At 69.3% G+C, this 16,682-nt stretch carries 14 protein-coding genes and 1 pseudogene; 6 read left to right on the top strand and 9 right to left on the bottom strand.

The genetic code is table 11. The annotated features are described in order from the left end of the window. Positions 1-2 precede the first annotated feature (2 nt). Genes LZ199_RS16100 through LZ199_RS16090 form a run of 3 tightly spaced genes read left to right on the top strand, consistent with a single transcriptional unit; the run spans position 3 to position 4,972 of the window. Positions 3-3,089 (top strand): POTRA domain-containing protein, encoded by a 3,087-nt coding sequence (locus tag LZ199_RS16100; RefSeq protein ID WP_253994585.1) that lies wholly within the window; start codon positions 3-5, stop codon positions 3,087-3,089. Positions 3,090-3,098: 9 nt separating this feature from the next. Further along, positions 3,099-3,617, top strand: a complete 519-nt coding sequence (locus LZ199_RS16095; RefSeq protein WP_253994584.1) for a hypothetical protein — start codon at positions 3,099-3,101, stop codon at positions 3,615-3,617. A 35-nt stretch (positions 3,618-3,652) separates the two neighbouring features. Next, positions 3,653-4,972 carry a lysophospholipid acyltransferase family protein gene (locus LZ199_RS16090; RefSeq protein ID WP_253994583.1) on the top strand — a complete coding sequence of 440 codons (1,320 nt, stop codon included), beginning with the start codon at positions 3,653-3,655 and terminating at the stop codon, positions 4,970-4,972. 226 nt (positions 4,973-5,198) lie between these two features. Here the strand turns inward: LZ199_RS16090 and LZ199_RS16085 are convergent, their stop codons facing one another. From LZ199_RS16085 to LZ199_RS16055, 7 genes are read right to left on the bottom strand one after another with little or no spacing between them, the layout of a single operon-like run. Beyond that, positions 5,199-6,500, bottom strand: coding sequence for a spinster family MFS transporter (locus LZ199_RS16085; RefSeq protein ID WP_253994582.1), 1,302 nt, complete (start codon positions 6,498-6,500; stop codon positions 5,199-5,201). Then, on the bottom strand, positions 6,497-7,432 hold the full coding sequence (locus tag LZ199_RS16080) for a Ppx/GppA phosphatase family protein (protein WP_253994581.1): 936 nt from the start codon (positions 7,430-7,432) through the stop codon (positions 6,497-6,499). Before LZ199_RS16080 ends, LZ199_RS16085 begins: the two co-directional genes overlap by 4 nt. 14 nt (positions 7,433-7,446) lie before the next feature. Beyond that, complete coding sequence (locus LZ199_RS16075) at positions 7,447-8,631, bottom strand: aminotransferase class V-fold PLP-dependent enzyme (protein WP_253994580.1); 1,185 nt, start codon at positions 8,629-8,631, stop codon at positions 7,447-7,449. Positions 8,632-8,681: 50 nt separating this feature from the next. Beyond that, the gene (locus LZ199_RS16070) at positions 8,682-9,977 is read right to left on the bottom strand and encodes an LpqB family beta-propeller domain-containing protein (RefSeq protein ID WP_253994579.1); all 1,296 of its coding nucleotides are present in this window, start codon (positions 9,975-9,977) and stop codon (positions 8,682-8,684) included. After that, positions 9,974-10,759, bottom strand: a complete 786-nt coding sequence (locus tag LZ199_RS16065) for an energy transducer TonB (protein WP_253994578.1) — start codon at positions 10,757-10,759, stop codon at positions 9,974-9,976. Before LZ199_RS16065 ends, LZ199_RS16070 begins: the two co-directional genes overlap by 4 nt. 3 nt (positions 10,760-10,762) lie before the next feature. Continuing rightward, complete coding sequence (gene tolR / locus LZ199_RS16060; RefSeq protein WP_253994577.1) at positions 10,763-11,236, bottom strand: protein TolR; 474 nt, start codon at positions 11,234-11,236, stop codon at positions 10,763-10,765. A 12-nt stretch (positions 11,237-11,248) separates the two neighbouring features. Then, entirely contained in the window at positions 11,249-11,959 is a 711-nt protein-coding gene (locus LZ199_RS16055; RefSeq protein ID WP_163865353.1) for a MotA/TolQ/ExbB proton channel family protein, read from the bottom strand. Positions 11,960-12,128: 169 nt separating this feature from the next. Between LZ199_RS16055 and LZ199_RS16050 the strand changes: the two genes are divergently transcribed. Both LZ199_RS16050 and murI read left to right on the top strand, forming a co-directional pair. After that, on the top strand, positions 12,129-13,442 hold the full coding sequence (locus LZ199_RS16050; protein ID WP_253994576.1) for a hypothetical protein: 1,314 nt from the start codon (positions 12,129-12,131) through the stop codon (positions 13,440-13,442). A 115-nt stretch (positions 13,443-13,557) separates the two neighbouring features. Continuing rightward, positions 13,558-14,373, top strand: coding sequence for a glutamate racemase (gene murI / locus LZ199_RS16045; protein WP_253994575.1), 816 nt, complete (start codon positions 13,558-13,560; stop codon positions 14,371-14,373). 175 nt (positions 14,374-14,548) lie between these two features. On the opposite strand, the gene carF is transcribed toward murI, so the two are convergent. Further along, positions 14,549-15,415 carry a plasmanylethanolamine desaturase gene (gene carF, locus LZ199_RS16040; protein WP_253994574.1) on the bottom strand — a complete coding sequence of 289 codons (867 nt, stop codon included), beginning with the start codon at positions 15,413-15,415 and terminating at the stop codon, positions 14,549-14,551. A gap of 245 nt (positions 15,416-15,660) precedes the next feature. On the opposite strand from carF, the gene LZ199_RS16035 reads away from it, so the two are divergent. Beyond that, on the top strand, positions 15,661-16,218 hold the full coding sequence (locus tag LZ199_RS16035) for a hypothetical protein (protein ID WP_253994573.1): 558 nt from the start codon (positions 15,661-15,663) through the stop codon (positions 16,216-16,218). A 79-nt stretch (positions 16,219-16,297) separates the two neighbouring features. Here the strand turns inward: LZ199_RS16035 and LZ199_RS16030 are convergent. Beyond that, positions 16,298-16,682 (bottom strand): annotated as a pseudogene (locus LZ199_RS16030) (IS4 family transposase); the annotation flags it as partial.

Genomic DNA, 16,682 nt, shown 5'->3' with positions numbered 1-16,682 from the left:
CCATGGCGCTGGTGCTGTGGCTCTGCGTCCTGTGCGCGGGGCTGGCGCGAGCCCAGCTTCGCGAGGTCGACGTTCCCGGGCCAGAAGTCGTGGCCGTGGAGCTGCACCTCCAGGGCGGCGGTGACGCGGAGGGACTCAGCGCGCTGGTGGCGGTGCGCAAGGGCCAGGCGCTGACGCCAGGGAACGTGCGTCGCTCGGTGGAACGGCTGTGGGCCACGGGGCGCTTCGCGGACGTCATCGCGAGCGCGGAGGACGTACCCGGTGGCGTGAAGCTGGTGTTCCAGCTCACGCCCGTGTCGCGGCTGGCCCGGCTGCGCTTCGACGGCAACGTGGTGCTGTCGGACGCGGAGCTGCTGGACGCCAGCGGCCTGCTGGAAGGTGGACCTCTGGACGGCGAGGAGCTGGAGGGCGCGGTGTCCTCCGTGCTCCAGGCGTACCAGCGCAAGGGCTACGACTCCGTGAAGGTGACGGCGCGGCAGGAGCCGGTGACGGATGGCGTCGCGGTGTTGCTCCTCATCGCCGAGGGTCAGCCGACGCTCGTGCGACAGGTGAGCTTCTCGGGAAGCCCGGGCCTGCCGTTGCCGCGTCTCTTGAGCGTGCTGGCGATGCAGCCGGGCGAGGTGTTCGACCGGGCGCGCCTGGATGCGGGGTTGGACCAGCTGCGCATGTTGCTGCGGCAGGAGGGGCATTGGCGGGCGCAGGTGGGCACGCCCTCGGTGCTGGTGGAGGGGAGCTCCGCGTCGGTGGCGGTGCCGCTGTCGGCGGGCCCCCGGTATTCGCTGCGCTTCCATGGCAACCACCGCTTCTCGGCGGAGATTCTGGAGGGCGTGCTGGCGCATGACGCCGCGGAGCCGCTCGACGAGGTGGTGGCAGGACGGCTGGCGCGGCGGGTGGAGTCCTTCTATCGCCACCGTGGCTTCCACGACGCCAAGGTGCGCTCGCGCGAGGTGACGCGTCCGGATGGCGAGGTGGCCGTGCTGGCCTTCGACGTGGACGAGGGCCAGCCCCTGCGCGTCGAAGAGGTCCGCTTCCATGGCAATGCCTCGCTTGGTTCGGGGACGCTGCGGGAGTTCCTCGCGGAGCGCATTCGCGCGGGCGAGCTCCAGCCGGAGCTGGACTTGCGGCTCCAGGATGATCCGCTGGACGCCGAGGGCCGCCATGGCCGTCGCGCCGCGGCGCTGGAGCCCGTGCCGGACCCGTCCACGGTGTACGTGGAGGAGGCGTGGCTGGAGGCCACGGAGGAGATGAACGAGGCTTACCGCGAGCGGGGCTTCCTGTCCTCGTCCGTGGTCTTCCGCGGGCTGTCGGTGGATGCGCGCACGCGCACGGCGGTGGCGGACTTCGACGTGGAGGAGGGGCCGCAGGCGCGCGTGGTGGAGGTTCGCTACGAGGGGCTGCCAGAGGGCGCGGCGCCGCTCACGACGCGGGCGGGGTTGGGGGTGCACAAGGGTCTGCCGCTGAGCTTCGAGGCGGTGGAGGCGGCGCGCCTGGTCCTGGAGCGCGGGCTGGGGCAGCAGGGCTATCTCTTCGCTCGCGTCACCACGGAGTCGTCCGTTGGAGCAGACGGCCGCGCGGCGACGGTGGTGTTCCGCGCGGATGTGGGGCCCCAGGTGAAGGTGGGCAAGGTGCTGGTGCAGGGGCTGACCCGCACGGACCCGGACCTCATCATGGCGAACCTCGATTTGGAGGAGGGGCAGCCGCTCGCGCTGGAGGCGCTGACGGAGGGCCAGCGTCGCCTGGCCCGGTTGGGGCTGTTCCGACAGGTGGACGTCTCGCTCGCGGACCCGACCCGACGCGAGCCGTCCAAGGACGTGGTGGTGACGGTGCACGAGCGGGCGCGCCTGGATGGGCAGGTGTCCGGCGGTTACTTCCTCGTCGACGGTCCGCGCATCACCCTGGACACGACGTATCGCAACCTGGATGGGCTGGGGTTGAACCTGCTCGCGCGCGGGAAGGTGAACTACGCGGGCTGGAGCGCGGAGGCGCTGTCCGCGGACCGGCGCATCGCCTGTCAGCAGTCCGGAGGCGCGGCCTCCGCTGGTTGCGACGTGGAACTCCAGGGGCTGGCGGGCCTGGGTGGCCGTGGCAACCTCGCGCTGTCGCAGCCGCGCTTGTACTTCCTCTTACCCTTCGAGGTGGGCGCGCGGTTGGACTTGATTGCGGAGCGGGTGCACCGGCCCTCGTATGTGTCCTCGCGATTCGCGGCGGCCGCGGCGCTCGACTGGGCGGTGGCGTCCTGGTTCAACGTCTCGCTGTCGTACGAAGTGGAGAACAACCGGCTGCGCTCGCGCGCGGGCGTGCTGGAGTTGCTCAATCGCGCCGACCAGGAGCGGCTGCGCTATCCCTACGGGGACTTCGCGCTGCACTCGCTGCGTCCGTCCATCACCCTCGACTTCCGGGATGACCCGACGAACCCCCGGCGTGGGTTGGTGCTCATCAGCAGCGCGGAGCTCACGAAGGGCATCAGCGTGAAGCCCACGGACGTGGCGGGCAATGCCGTGGCCGCGTTCCCCATCAACGGCGTGAAGCTGTCGAGCAACCTGAGTGGCTACATCCCCCTGGGACGCCGGGCGAGCCTGGCGCTGTCGGCGCGCGCGGGCACCATCGTCCCGCTGGAGACGGGCGCGCAGACCATCGGCTCGAAGCTGTTCTACCTGGGTGGCTCGTCGAGCCTGAGAGGCTTCCGCGAGGACGGCGTGCTGCCGGAGGACGTGCGCGAGGCGCTGCATCAGCGACTGCGGGACTGTCGCTCGCTCATCAGCCCGTCGGGGTGTTCGGGCGAGCTGAAGGCGGTGCTCGCGGGGCAGGTGCCGGGGAGCCAGGGTGGAGAGCTCTTCACGTTGGGCAAGGTGGAGCTGCGGGTGCCGGCGCTCACGTCGGTGGACCTGGGGCTGTTCCTCGAGGCGGGCAACCTGTGGTTGGACCGGACGCGGCTGGATTTGGAGCGGCTGCGGTACGCGGCGGGCATCGGCTTCCGGTATGTGACGCCGGTGGGCCCGCTGGCCTTCGACGTGGGCTTCAACCTGGACCCGGATGAGGAAGTGAACGAGGCGCGGACGCAGTTCCACTTCAGCATCGGTACGTTCTGAGGAGGCGGGATGCGCGCGTCGTCCAGATGGCTGGCGGCATGGTTGGTGGCGGTGGGCGGGGTGGGGTGCGGCCACACGAAGGACGAAGCGCCGAAGCCGGAGCGTCCCAAGTGGATGCCGCCGGAGGGGACGTGTCCGAAGGGCTCACTCGTCCAGATGGACCGGCTGGGCCTGAAGCCGGGCGACAAGATTCCCGTCATCGTCGATGCCATCCAGGACCACCCAGGGCCGGCCCGGTACAACTACAGCTTCGTGATTGCGCTGCCTCGGGAAGAAGGGGAGACGAAGCTGCCCGGGGCGCGCATCGGCGGACGGTTGTACGTGACGAAGCACCGGGTGTTCGGTCGGTATGACCGGGTGTTCCTGCCGGAGAGTGGCGCGATGTCGGTGCCGTTCTGCGGAATCCTGCTGGATGCGCGGTGGGACCGTGACGGCGAGGGGCTGATTGCCTACCCGAGCCCGATGAAGGGCTTCTCCGTGGTGCAGGACAACACGGGCGTCATCCTCGTCGTGGACCAGTACCCGTGAGCAGTCGCGTCCGCTCGTGAGGTACAGTCCGGGCCGTGTTCTACGCGTGCGTCCGGGCCGTGGTGGCGGTGTTTCTGCGACTCTTCTACCGGGTGAAGGTGAATGCGCCCGGCGCCGAGCCCGAGGGCCCGGTGCTCTTCGTGGGCAACCACCCCAATGGCCTCATCGACCCGGCTCTCGTCTTCGTCCTCACGCGCCGCAAGGTGACGTTCCTGGCGAAGGCGCCGCTGTTCCGCATGCCCGTCCTGGGCTGGTTGCTCAAGGGGCTGGATGCGCTGCCGGTTTACCGCAAGCAGGATGACCCCACGAAGATGGGGGGCAACGAGGGCACGCTGGACGCCGCCAAGGGCGCGCTCGTGCAGGGCCGCGCCATCACCATCTTCCCCGAGGGGAAGAGCCACTCGGAGCCTGGACTCGCGGAGCTGAAGACGGGGGCCTCGCGCATCGCCCTGAGCGCCGCGAAGGAGGGCGCGCCGGTGCGCATCGTCCCCGTGGGCCTCACGTACGCGGAGAAGCACGTGTTCCGCAGCGAGGTCCTCATCGACGTGGGGCCCGCCATCGACGTCGCCGCGTTCCTCCCCGCGGATGCCGCGTCGGAGCCCGAAGCCGTGCGCGCGCTCACCGAGCGCATCGCGGAGGGGCTCCGCGCCGTGACGCTCAACCTGGAGCAGTGGGCGGACCTGCCGCTGGTGCAGCTCGCCGAGCAGCTCTTCTCCTTCAAGCAAGGCGGGACGTTGGACGCGGATCGCCTGCGTCTGTGGGCGCGTGGCGTGCAGTTGTTCCGCGCCCAGGAGCCCGAGCGCTTCGAGGACGTGCGCACGCACCTGGCATCGTTTCAACGTCGTCTGGCGCTGGTGCACGCGGATGGGCCGAAGGACCTCGCGCTCGTCTACCGCACGGGCAATGTCGTCCCCTTCGTCGTGAAGAACCTGCTGGCGCTGGTGTTCGGTCTGCCGCTCGCCGCCCTGGGCCTGGCGCTCTTCTGGCTGCCCTACCAGGTGCCTCGGGCCGCCAGCCGCAAGGCCGAGCTGGACGTGCAGGCGACGGTGAAGTTCCTCACCGCCTTCGTCGTGGCGCTCGTGTGGTGGGGCGCGCTCACCGTCGCCGCGGGAGTGTGGGCGGGCGCCATCGGGGCGGTCCTTACCTTCGTCGCCGTGCCGCCCCTGGCGCTCTTCACGCTCTACTTCGCCGAGCGCTGGGACGTGCTGAAGCGGGATATCGACGTGTTCTTCACGCTGGGCAATCGCGCGCGCCTCAAGGCGCTGCTGCTCTCCGATGGCGAGCGACTGGCCGCCGAGGTGGAGCGACTGGCGGAAGAGTACCGGCCGAAGGTCGACGCGGCCGTCAGACGGTAGGGCGGTGCGGCCTCGCGGAAGACGCGAGGTGGCCGATGGGCTGAGAGGCGCCTCTCGGCAACACGCGCACGGCACTCTCGGTCAGGTGGTAGCGCGAGCGACTCCTTCTCGCGGAAGAGAGGGGCGACTGATGCAGAGCCGCGCCTCTCGGCGGCGCGCCACCCTGTCTCGCGGAAGACGCGAGCTGAGCCGCGCCTCTCGGCAGCGCGCGGCCCGGCAGCCACCGTCAGGCGGTAGCGCGCGCTCGCGGCACTGCCTCGCGGAACAATCGTGCCCCAAGGAGCAGCGCCAGACCGCCCAGCAGGACGGGCAGGGCGTTCACCGCGATGGCGGTGCGCAGGTTCGCCGCGTCGGCGATGTTGCCGATGAGCGCGGGCGAAATCGCGTCTCCCAGCAGGTGGATGCACAACACGTTCAGCCCCATGGCGAAGGCGCGGAACGCGGGCGGCACGCAGTTGACGATGGCCGCGTTGATGGGGCCGCTGTTGAGGAAGATGAGGAACTGCGCCACGCCCATCGCCGCCAGCGCCGGGCCCACTTCCTTCAGATTGACCGCCAGGTACATGCACGGCGCCGCCAGCAACAGGCCGATGCCGGACATCCACAGGCCACCGCCCTCGCGCTTGCGGTCCATCCTGTCGCCCAGCCAGCCGCCCGCCACCGTCCCCAACAGTCCCGCCACCGCCGTAATCGCGCCGAAGATGAAGCCCGCGCTGTCTCCCGCCATCCCTCGCTCACGCACCAGGTAGGTCGGCATCCAGAAGCCCAGGCCGCCGATGGAGAAGGTCATCAGCGTGTAGCCCGCCGTCACCGCCCAGAAGGCCGCGTTGCGACCCAGTCCCCTGAGCCCCACCATGAAGGGCAGCTTCGCTTCCGCGTCCGGCCCATCCATGGCCCCGCGCTTCGGCTCCGGCATGAAGAAGGCCATCGCCCCCAGAATCAGGCCCGGCACACCTCCCGCGAAGAAGGCCACGTGCCACGAGTACTGCTGCGTCAGCCAGCCGCCCAGTCCGTAGCCCGCCGCCGCGCCCACCGGAATGGCGATGTAGAAGAACGCCAGCATCCGCGTGCGCTGCTCGCGCGGGTACAAATCCGAGATGATGCTCGGCGCCACCGCGCCATAGCCCGCCTCGCCGATGCCAATCACCGCGCGCGCGACGAGCAACGCGACGAAGGACGTGGCCAGTCCACTGGCTCCCGTCGCGAGGCTCCACAGCAACACGCCGCCCGCCACCAGCAACCGACGTGGATACCTGTCTCCCAGGAAGCCGCCCACCGGCGAGGCCAGCATGAACACCACGATGAACATGGTGCCCAGCAGCCCCGACTGGGTGTCGTTGATGCCGAACTCCTTCTGGATGCCCGGCAGCGCCACCGCGACGATGTACCGGTCCAGGTAGTTGACCAGGTTGATGAGCGTGAGGATGAGCAGCGCGTACCCGGCATTCGACGCGGGGGCGACGGGCGACGTGGTGGGCGAGGGAGACGGAGAGGGCGAGGGTGAGAGATTCACGGAGGGCGCGCTCATGAACGGGCCGCCCCGGCTCCGAAGCGGTGCGCCAGCAGTCCCCACCTCAACCCTCTGTCACTCACGCGGCACCCGTCCAGGCCCAAGGCCTTCACCGACTCCAACAGGATGATGGCCCCAGCGGGGACGACGTCCGCGCGCTTGGGCTGCATGCCCGGCAGGGCTCGTCGCTCCTCCAGCGGCATCCGGCACAGCCGGTCCACGAGCGCGGTCAGCTCGCCCACGGACAGCGTGCCACCGTGCACCCGCTCCGCGTCATACGGGTCGATGGCGTGCTGCACCGCGTACAGCGTCGTCACCGTGCCCGCGACTCCCACCAGCACCGAGGCGGGAGGAGGCGCCGGCAGCGTCTTGAAGGTGTCATGCAGGTGCGACTCGATGCGGGCCCGGTCCTCCGGGGACATCGGGTCGGAGCGCACGCAGCGCTCGGTGAGCCGCACCGCGCCTACGTCGAAGCTGTGACGGAAGTCCACGTGGCCCGCGGGGTTGCCGAAGATGAACTCCGTGGAGCCTCCGCCGATGTCCAGCACCAGCAGCGGCCCCGCTGCCTCGCCCGCGAAGTCCGAGTACACCGCGGCGAAGGACAGCTGCGCCTCCAGTTGCCCGGAGATGATCTCCACCGTGACGCCCGCGCGCTCCTTCGCGGCGGAGAGGAACTCCGCGCCGTTGCTCGCATCGCGCGCCGCACTGGTGGCGGAGACGGCGATGTCCTCCGCGCCCAGCTCCCGCGCCTCGCGCGCGAAGGACTCCAGCACCGCGAGCGTGGCCTCCATCCCCTCCGCCGACAACTGGCGCGTGGCGTCCACGCCTCGGCCCAGCCGGGTGATTTCCGCACGCTCCCGGACGGCCTCGAAGCGGCCCTCCTCCGTGCGCTCCGCGACCAGCAACAGCACGGAGTTGGTACCGATATCGATGGTGGCGAATCGCGGCATGCGCGCAAGCCTACTCAACGCAGCAGCGCTTCCAAAGCGTCCGCCAGCGCCTGGTACTCGTCGGCCGTGTTGTAGAGCTGCGCGGACACCCGGACGTGCCGGTGGGGTGGCTTGGGCCAGGCGGTGATGGGTACCTCGATGCGGTACTCGTCGAACAGACGCAGGTGGAGCGGGTCCAGGTAGAGCGGCGGCTCGGGTTGCACCGGGTAGCCCGGGGGCAGCGTCACCACCGCCATGCTGCCCACCATGTCCTCGGGGCAGGCGGGGGCGGACTTCAGGCGCTCGCACAGCAGCGCGCGCGCGGCCAGGGCCTTGCTGCGGTTGGCCGCCATCAGCTCCGGCCAGCCGCCGGGTAGCAGTCCACCCATCACCCGCAGGGCTTCCGGGACGCAGAGCGCGGCGGACGGGTCATGCGTCCCCGTCCAGTCGAAGTTGAGCCGGAAGCGGGAGCGGTCCGTGCGGGGCGAGTTGCGGCCATGGCTCACCGCCAGGGGCATCAAGCCCTCCTGCAAGTCCCTTCGCACGTGGAGGAAGGCCGCGCCCTTGGGGGCGCACAGCCACTTGTGGCAGTTGCCCGTGTAGTAGCCCGCGCCCAGCGTGCGCAGCGACAGCGGCACCATGCCCGGCCCATGCGCGCCGTCCACCAGCGTCTCGATGCCCTTCTCCCGCAGCGTGGAGATGAGCTGGGAGATGGGCATCACCAGCGCCGTCTGGCTGGAGACGTGGTCCACCAGCAACAGCCGCGTGCGAGGCGTCACGTGCGCGAGCACCGCGTCCACCACCGACTGCGCGGATGTCACCGGCCAGGGCAGCTTCGCCACGACGACCTTCACGCCCCACTGCGCCGCGACGAAGTCGAGCGCGTTGCGGCTGGCGTTGTATTCGTGGTCCGTGGTGAGCAGCTCGTCGCCCGGCTCGAAGCGCAGCGAGCGCAGCACCGTGGTGACACCGCTGGTGGCGTTGGTGACGAAGGACACGTCCTCCGCATCCGCGCCCACGAAGTCCGCGAGCGTGGCCCGGGCCGCGTCCAGCAGCGGCTCGATTTCGCGGTGGAGGAAGCGGACGGGCTCCGACTCCATGCGCGCGCGCAGCTCCGCCTGCTTCTGGAGCACGGCGGTGGGGCACGCACCGTAGGAGCCGTGGTTGAGGAACCGGACCTCGGGGTCCAGTCCCCAGTGGGAACGGAAGGGGGCGCTCATGCGCGGGAACTGGACCCGAGCACGCGCCCCCTGTCAACGTGCCGCGACTTCTACGGCTGCGCGTCCGCGAGCGGCGCCCAGTCGGGCGTCAGGAGCGTGCCCTTCTCCGCCCGCAGGGGAAGCTGGTTGTTGCCCTCCGCCGTCATCACGAAGAGCTGCGAGCCCCCCGCCCGGGTGGTGGAGAAGAGGACCAGCCGACCGTTGGGCGAGAAGGCGGGCTCCTCGTTGTTGCCCTGGTCCTGCGTCAGGCGCGTCACCTTGCCCGTCTCGACGTGGATGGTGAACAGGTCGAACGCGTTGCGCTCGTCGCGCGCGGTGAAGACGATGAGGTCGCCGCGCGGAGACCAGTCCGGCGTCTGGTTGTAGTTGCCCTGGAAGGTGAGGCGCCGCACGCCCGAGCCATCCGCGCCCATGACGTAGATTTGCGGGCTGCCGCCGCGATTGGACACGAAGGCGATGCGCTTGCCGTCGGGCGACCAGGTGGGGCTGGTGTTGAGGCCGTAGGGCGTGTCGGTGATGGCCTTCGGGCCGCTGCCGTCGGCGTTGGACACGTAGATTTGCGCGCTCTCACCCTCGGCCAGCGAGTACGCCAGGCGCTTGCCGTCCGGAGAGAAGGCGCCACCGGTGGCCATCTGCCCGGCGGAGACCACCGAGCGTGCCTCGCCACCCGGACGCTGCACCCAGATGTCCGGCCGGTTCTTCCGGTAGGACGTGTACGCCACCTGCGCGCCGTCCTGGCTCAGCGAGGGGAGGATGTTGATGCCGCCCTTGGTGAGTGACACCGGGTTGCCGCCGTCCCAGTCCGACACCACCACGTCGCGGTTGTTGCCCGCCTTGCGCACGTAGGTGATGCGCGAGAGGAACGGGCTGGGCTCGCGGGTGAAGTGCCGGTACAGCGCGTCCGCCAGCCGGTGGGCCAGCAGGGACGGGTTGTTGCCCGGCGCGTCCTTGGAGACCTTCAGGTCCTCGCGGCCGGTGCCCACGTTGAACAGGCGCAGCTCGCCGCGCAGCGTGCCCGCGTCGTCCGCGAGCGAAATCTTCACCAGCGCCTCGGCGCCCACGTCCGCCCAGCGGCTGAAGGTGATGGTGCCGGCGGCCATGCCCTCCTTGGGGTCGGCCGTGAAGCTCTTGCGGTCCAGCACCTGGAGGATGCCGGAGGCCACGAGGTCGAAGTTGAACGCCGTGTCGAAGGCGCTGGCCTGCGCCTTGGCGCCCTCGTTCTGGGTGATGGGCGCGGGCACCGCCACGGGCAGCGGGCGGAAGTTGGCGCCGGAGATTTCGATGGTCGGGGTCTGTGCGAGCGCCGCGAGCGGGACGAGGACGAGGGAGAGGAGCAGGGCTTTCATAGGGCGTTGAACATCAGGTTGACGCCGTTCTTCTGCAGCGCGTCTCGGAGGTGGTCGGGAGGAGGCGAGAAGGGTGAGGCCTTGCGCACGGCGTTGAGGACCGCCGCGTCGAACAAATCATTGCCGCTGGGCTTGGTGAGTTTCACGTCCAGCACCTCGCCCGCGCGTCCCAGGCGCAGCGCGACGAGCGCCTTGAGGTGCATGCGCTCCGACTCGGGGATGGTGTCCGCGACGCTGTAGTTGCGCCGCACCTGCGCCTGGAGCATCCCGAAGTAGCGCTCGCCCTCGGCGGTGGCCGAGTCGCCGTCCGCGTCTCCATCCTCGGCGCCCTCGGGCTCTTCGTCCGGCGACGCCTTGGCCGTCTTGTCGAAGGCGCCGAAGAGCCGCTTGCGGCGGTCTTCGCCTTCCTTCTCGCCCTTCACCGGCGTGGGCTTGGCCGCGGAGGTGGGCTCCGGCTTGACGCCAGGGATGGGCACCGCGACGGCGGCGGAAGAGGGCGGAGGCGGCGCTTCCGGCGCGGGCTTGGGCGCGTTCACCTCCTTGGGCGGCGGTGGCGGTTGCTCCTTGCGGGGCAGCAGCTTCGCGTCACGCGGCTTGCCCAGGCGCACCAGCGTGGCGCGGATGGGCTGCGCGGTGAGGTCCACCGGGGGCGAGGCGTTGAAGCGCGCGTACAGCACCGCGGCGAGCAGCAGGACGACGTGCCCCACCACCGACGCGATGACGAACGGCGACACCCGCGCGGAGCGATTGACGAGCAGGCTGTGGCTCACCGCGGAGTGCATGGGCTAGCGCTTCGCCTCCTTCGGCTTCTTCGAGGTCGACGAGGTGTTGGACGTCTTGGCCCCTGTCGAAGGGTCCGTGATCATCCCCACATTGTTGATGCCCGCGCGCTGCGCGGCCGCCATGACCTCCACGACGGTGCCGTAGGGCACGTCCCGGTCGGCATGGAGGAACACCTCTTTATCGGCCTGCACCTTGGCGTTGGCGGCGAGCTTCGCCTCCAGCTCCTCCATGGGCACCTCGGCGTCGCCGATGTAGACCTTCTTGCCCGCGTCGATGGAGAGGACCACCTTCTTCTCCGTGGCCTCCACGGGCGCGGCCTTGGTCTCCGGCAGGTTCACCTTCACGCCCTGCTGGATGAGGGGCGCGGTCACCATGAAGATGATGAGCAGCACCAGCATCACGTCCACCATGGGCGTGACGTTGATCTCGCTCATCGTGGTGCGGCCACCGCCGCGATTGCCTCCGCCCATGCCCATGGTCGCGCCCGCCTAGCGGAAGAAGTGACGCTTGATGATGTTGAGGAAGTCCGCGGAGAAGTTCGACATCTCCGTGTCGAACACCTTGATGCGGCTGACGAACGAGTTGTAGGCGACCACGGCCGGAATCGCGGCGAAAAGGCCCGCCGCCGTGGCGAACAGCGCGTTGCCCACCGGCGCCGCCACCGTGGCCAGCGTCGCGTTGCCCTGCTCGGCGATTTGATTGAACGCGCTGAGGATGCCGATGACGGTGCCGAACAGGCCCACGAAGGGCGACGCCGCGCCCACGGTGCCGAGGAACGACACCCGCGCCTCCAGCTCCGTGATTTGCGACGTGGAGGCCCGCATCAGCGCGCGCTCCACGTTCTCGATTCCGCCCAGCCGCTCGGCCATGGCGCCCTCGGCGCCGCCTTCCTTGACCTGGGCCAGCTTGGACAGCTCCTCGTAGCCGGCGCAGAAGACCTTGGAGAGGGGCGAGGCGTCGAGCTTCTGGGCCGTCTGGTAGATGGCCTCCAGCCGGGACGCCTTCCAGAAGGTGTCGAGGAAGGTGAGAGACTGTGCGCGAGCCTTGGAGAGCTGGGTGGCCTTCATGGCGATGAGGGCCCAGGAAGCCACGGAGACACCCATCAGGAGCAGCAGGACGGCCAGCTCGATGAGGGAAGCGTCGCGGATGATCTCCACGTAGTTCATGGCGCCAAGCGCCAGGGGCAGGTGGGGCGTCATGGGTTGGAGCGCGTAACACTCCGCTACAACTGGGTCAAACAAACCAGGGCGGGGGCTGGTTGCCTGCTTGAAGTTGCTTGGCCGTACGGATGAATAATTCCCGGAGGGGGTCGTCAGAGGTGACTGAAACGGGCCGAACACCTCAACACCCCACGGACAGGTTGCCCCCATGAACTCCCGACTGCTGGTTGCTCTCCTCTGCCTGGCGGCGGTCTCCACCGGCTGCATCATCCACGGCGACGACGGCTACGACGAGCCCATCTACCCGGGCGACGCGACGTTCCGCTGGACCTTCGGCGGTCTGCGCTGCGACGAGGACCGCGACATCAAGGGGGTCAACATCACGATTCCCGGTGAGCGCCTCGCCAACGACGGCCAATACGCCTGCCAGGCCAACGGCTTCGACGGCATCGTCCTCCACGACTTCGCGCCGGGCATCTACAGCTTCAACCTGGAGGCCATCAGCTACACCAACGAGGTCCTCTACGAGGCCACCGGCACCTTCCGGGTGGATGGCGACGTGACGGTGAACATCGACCTCGCGCCGCTGGGAGCCCCGCCGTCCTTCGCGTACGTGAACTGGCTGTTCCCGGCGAACTCCAGCAGCGGCAACCCGAACTGCAACCAGGCGGGTGTGGCCTTCGTGGATGCCCGGGTGGATGGTGGGCAGTGGGCGCGCTTCGACTGCGCGGCGGGGCATGGTGGCAACAGCGTGAAGACGCCGTACCTGGACCCGGGTGAGCACAGCCTGGAGCTGGTCGCCCTCGACTCGCAGCAGCGCACGATGTACGCCCACAGTGGCCGGTTCGTCACCCGCTACGGAGAGCCGACGTCCTACACCGCCACCCTGCGCTCCTCGAGCAGCGGCGCCGCCATCCGCTGGCAGTTCGTGGACGGCTCCAGCACGCTGGGCTGCGGGCAGGCCGGAGTGACGCACGTGGAGGCCCGCATCAACGGGGGCGAGTGGGTCCGCTTCAGCTGCTCGGAGGGAAGCTCGGGCGCCAGCGTCACCACGCCCACGCTGAACGCCGGCACCCATGACCTGCAGCTGGTGGCCGTCGATGGGCAGAACAACCCCTGGTATTATTACAGCGGGCAGTTCTCCCTCCAGGCCGGCGAGACGAAGAACGTGTTGGCCTCGATGTGGGTGATTGGTGGGGCGTCCATCAAGTGGGAGCTGCGCTCCGGTGGCTCCGCGCTGAGCTGCTCGCAGGCGGGCATCACCGAGGTGGCCATCAACTTCCGCGACGTCTTCACCGGCAACCTGGTGTACGGCATCACCGGCGACCGGCACGGCTGCAACGACGCGCCGGTGGTCTACGAGTTCCTCCGCCCGGGCCGCTACGAGGTGGAGATGTACGCGAGGGCGGGCAACGGCACGGAGTACTTCTCGGTGGAGGACAGCGTGTTCGTCAACGTCGACGGCCATGTGTTCCCGGGGCCGACCGGCGCCGCCCTCGTCTCGATGTTCCCGCGGCAGTAGCCAAAGCCCGCTCGCTCGTGGGGTGAAGGAGAGGGTCGGGGCCACGTGCCTCGGCCCTCTTCGCGTTGCGGGGGAGCCCGTGGCGTTGGCATCAAACGTGATAGGGACACCGGGCATGCGGCAAGGCAGCCACAGTCCCATTGGCGTATTCGATTCGGGTGTCGGAGGGCTCACGGTCCTCAAGTCACTCATGGCGCACCTCCCCCACGAGAGCACGGTGTACCTGGGGGACACGGCGCGGGTGCCCTACGGCACCAAGTCCGGCGAGGTGGTGACGCGCTACTCGCTGAAGAACGCGGAGTTCCTGCTGGAGCGCGGCATCAAGCTGCTGGTGGTGGCGTGCAACACGGCCTCCGCCGCGGCCCTGCCGGCGCTGGAGGCCGCGCTGCCGGTGCCGGTGGTGGGCGTCATCCAGCCGGGGGCCCAGGCGGCCCTGGAGCGCACGCGGGGCGGCGGCGTGGGCGTCATCGGCACGCCGGGCACCATCCGCTCCGGGGCCTATCAGCGGGCGCTGGAGGCCGCGAATCCCCAGGTGAAGGTGAAGGCGCGCGCGTGTCCGCTCTTCGTGCCGCTGGCGGAGGAAGGGTGGACGACGGGCGACGTGCCCCTGCTGACGGCGCGTGAGTACCTGGGGGAGTTCGCGCGGGACGGCGTGGACACGCTCGTCCTGGGCTGCACGCACTACCCGCTGCTCAAGGGCGTCATCGCGGAGGTGGTGGGGCCCGACGTCGCGCTGGTGGACTCGGCGGAGGCCACCGCGCTGGCGGTGGCGGCGCTGCTGGCTCGCAAGGAGCTGCTGGCTCCGGCCACGACGAGTGGACCGACTCACGCGTACTACGTGACGGACGTGCCCGAGCGCTTCATGGAGGTGGGGGCGAGGTTCCTCGGCCGGCCCATCGACTCCGCCGAGCAGGTGGACCTGAAGTTCTGAGCCGGGAGGAGGCGCCCCGCGCGGCACGCGGGCCTCACTCGTCGAGAGTCCAGGCTCCAGCGCATCGCGTGCCTGGAGCGCGCCCGAGTCAGTCGAGAGTCCAGGCTCCAGCGCATCGCGTGCCTGGAGCTCGCCCGAATCACCGGGACACGGGCGTCGCCGCCCGAGGGCCCGCTCAGGCGGAGGGGCGGGTGGGGACGGGGACGGGCGGAGCCTCTTCCTGCGTCGTGGCCTTGGTGAGCAGCTCCTTGGCGACCTGGACGACAGGAGCCTCGGCGGCGACCTGGGCCTCCACGAGCGCGCGGGCGGCCTCGTCGCCGATGTCGTCCTCGCGGGGGACGAGGCCGGTGACGCGCGTCACCAGTCGCTCGGCCAGGGGGAAGAAGTGCACCAGGTTGAGCGGCCAGTTCAGCCAGCCCACGGTGATGCAGTAGTACTTGTTGAAGGGCGCGGTGTGGTGGATGCGGTGGTGCGCCGGGGGCAGGATGAGGTGCACGCGCTGCAGGAAGCCGATGAGGGCCGGCGGCGAGTCCATGTGCGACCACTTGTGGAACTGGTTGGTCGCCATCACCCAGAAGATCATCGCGCCCAGGAAGCTGGCGCAGAACACCCAGCCGGAGCTGGTGAGCGGCATGGACACGGCGGCCACGGCCACGGGCAGGGAGATGAGGCAGTTGTTGCCGTTGGTCTCCACGAAGTCGTGGCGGGTGATGGCCTTCTCGTCGACGTGGTGCTCGCGGAAGGGGCGGATGAGGGCCTTGCCCAGAATGGGCATCTCCGTGGAGCCCCACGTGTCGCCCATCCAGTGGACGAAGCCGGAGACGAAGTCCGCGGCGAGGTAGCCCAACAGCACCGCGCTCAAGAGCAGCCACGGGCCGCCATGCGGGTTGTTGTAGAGCCGGTAGACGAGGAACAGCTCCAGCGCGATGAAGCTGACGATGGCGCCAATCTCCATGGCGCGGATGGCGGGTGAGTAGCCTCCGGCCAGGACCTGGGCGTCCTGGAGGCGAACCTTGTTCTTGATCTCGTTCGTCTTCTTCATCCGTGGAGTCCTGGACGTTGGCGCCGCTCAACACCGCACCGCGAGGTCCTGTACGTACCCCAGCCGCTTTCGGCTTTTCAACGGACGGAGGTCGCGTTCCCGCACGAAGGGTGGGCTGCACGGCAGGCGGGCGTCGACCGCAAGAATTGCGCGCGTCTGGCGGACCGTCCCCCAGGGCGCGACATGCGGGGTTGACGCTTACCTTGTGTCGTGGGGAAGCGGCTGGTACGGTCCGCCCCTCGGCAATGACGAAAACCTTCGAGAAGGCCGTCACCGGCTTCAACCACAACATCAAGCACAAGGGGAAGGTCTACCACGTCCAGACCGAGGACTCGGGCGTCAACAACCCCCACATCATCACCCACCTGTTCGTGGGCGGTAACATCCTCGCGTCCAAGAAGACGTCCTACTCGGACATCCTCAACGCGGAGAATCTGGCGGAGGTCGTCCGGGAGTTGATGGAGGAGCAGCACAAGGAGATGCTGCGCAACCTCATCAACAACGTGTACGACAACTTCGAGTCCACCGTCCGGCACTATCAGCCCGGTCAGCTGGCTTCGGAGGCCGAACAGGCCCACGCGAAGATGCAGCCCGGCCCTGTCGCACCCAAGCCGGTGGTCGTCGCTCCCGTCGCGCCCCTGCCTCCCGCGCTTCCCCCCGAGGTCGCCGCCGCTCGCGCCCTGAAGGAGAAGCCGAAGATCAACGAGGTCGGCGTCGAGACGCTGTTCGGCGAGGACCTCATCTCCGAGAAGAGCCTCGACGAGGTCATCCTCAGCTACCTCGCCGGAGAAGGCGACCAGTAGCCCGCGGCTCCCTGGTGGCACGTCGTCCCGGGAGCGCGCTGTCGGGAAGTCGACACTTCCCGACTAGGGCCAATGCCGGTCAGTTAGGGCGGGGGCGTTTCACCCACTTCTTGTCGTAGTTGCTCATTTTTATCTTTACGACTCGTGGGTAGCGCCTCTCGCTCCTTCGTTCCGGGAGTAGAAGCAGTCCCAGGTGCCTGCGCAGGTCGAGGAGGTGCTCCGGAATCCGTCCGGGCGCCAGCGGCGGAGTCGACCAGACCAGCCACGCGTTGCGGATGAGTGACAGCGCATTGACGAAGCTGATGCGCGTCGGCTCCACGCCGGCTTCATCCGCGGATCGCTCCATCTCGACACGCACCAGGTTGTACGCCAGCAGAATGCCCCACACCTCCTGCCGCACGCCCTGCGGCGTGCGGCTGCGGATGGCTTCCTGTCGGTCCAACAGGTGCGTCTTGATTTCGTCG

The organism is Myxococcus qinghaiensis, assembly GCF_024198215.1.
Classification (GTDB): Bacteria; Myxococcota; Myxococcia; order Myxococcales; family Myxococcaceae; genus Myxococcus; species Myxococcus qinghaiensis.
Note: the sequence above shows the minus strand (reverse complement) of the source record. Positions and strands in the feature narration are given on the sequence as shown.

Coding starts and splice junctions, on each gene's coding strand:
- LZ199_RS16100 (WP_253994585.1), top strand. CDS start 3: ATGGCGCTGGTGCTGTGGCTCTGCGTCCTGTGCGCGGGGCTGGCGCGA.
- LZ199_RS16095 (WP_253994584.1), top strand. CDS start 3,099: ATGCGCGCGTCGTCCAGATGGCTGGCGGCATGGTTGGTGGCGGTGGGC.
- LZ199_RS16085 (WP_253994582.1), bottom strand. CDS start 6,500: ATGAGCGCGCCCTCCGTGAATCTCTCACCCTCGCCCTCTCCGTCTCCC.
- LZ199_RS16080 (WP_253994581.1), bottom strand. CDS start 7,432: ATGCCGCGATTCGCCACCATCGATATCGGTACCAACTCCGTGCTGTTG.
- LZ199_RS16075 (WP_253994580.1), bottom strand. CDS start 8,631: ATGAGCGCCCCCTTCCGTTCCCACTGGGGACTGGACCCCGAGGTCCGG.
- LZ199_RS16070 (WP_253994579.1), bottom strand. CDS start 9,977: ATGAAAGCCCTGCTCCTCTCCCTCGTCCTCGTCCCGCTCGCGGCGCTC.
- LZ199_RS16065 (WP_253994578.1), bottom strand. CDS start 10,759: ATGCACTCCGCGGTGAGCCACAGCCTGCTCGTCAATCGCTCCGCGCGG.
- tolR (WP_253994577.1), bottom strand. CDS start 11,236: ATGGGCATGGGCGGAGGCAATCGCGGCGGTGGCCGCACCACGATGAGC.
- LZ199_RS16055 (WP_163865353.1), bottom strand. CDS start 11,959: ATGACGCCCCACCTGCCCCTGGCGCTTGGCGCCATGAACTACGTGGAG.
- LZ199_RS16050 (WP_253994576.1), top strand. CDS start 12,129: ATGAACTCCCGACTGCTGGTTGCTCTCCTCTGCCTGGCGGCGGTCTCC.
- murI (WP_253994575.1), top strand. CDS start 13,558: ATGCGGCAAGGCAGCCACAGTCCCATTGGCGTATTCGATTCGGGTGTC.
- carF (WP_253994574.1), bottom strand. CDS start 15,415: ATGAAGAAGACGAACGAGATCAAGAACAAGGTTCGCCTCCAGGACGCC.
- LZ199_RS16035 (WP_253994573.1), top strand. CDS start 15,661: ATGACGAAAACCTTCGAGAAGGCCGTCACCGGCTTCAACCACAACATC.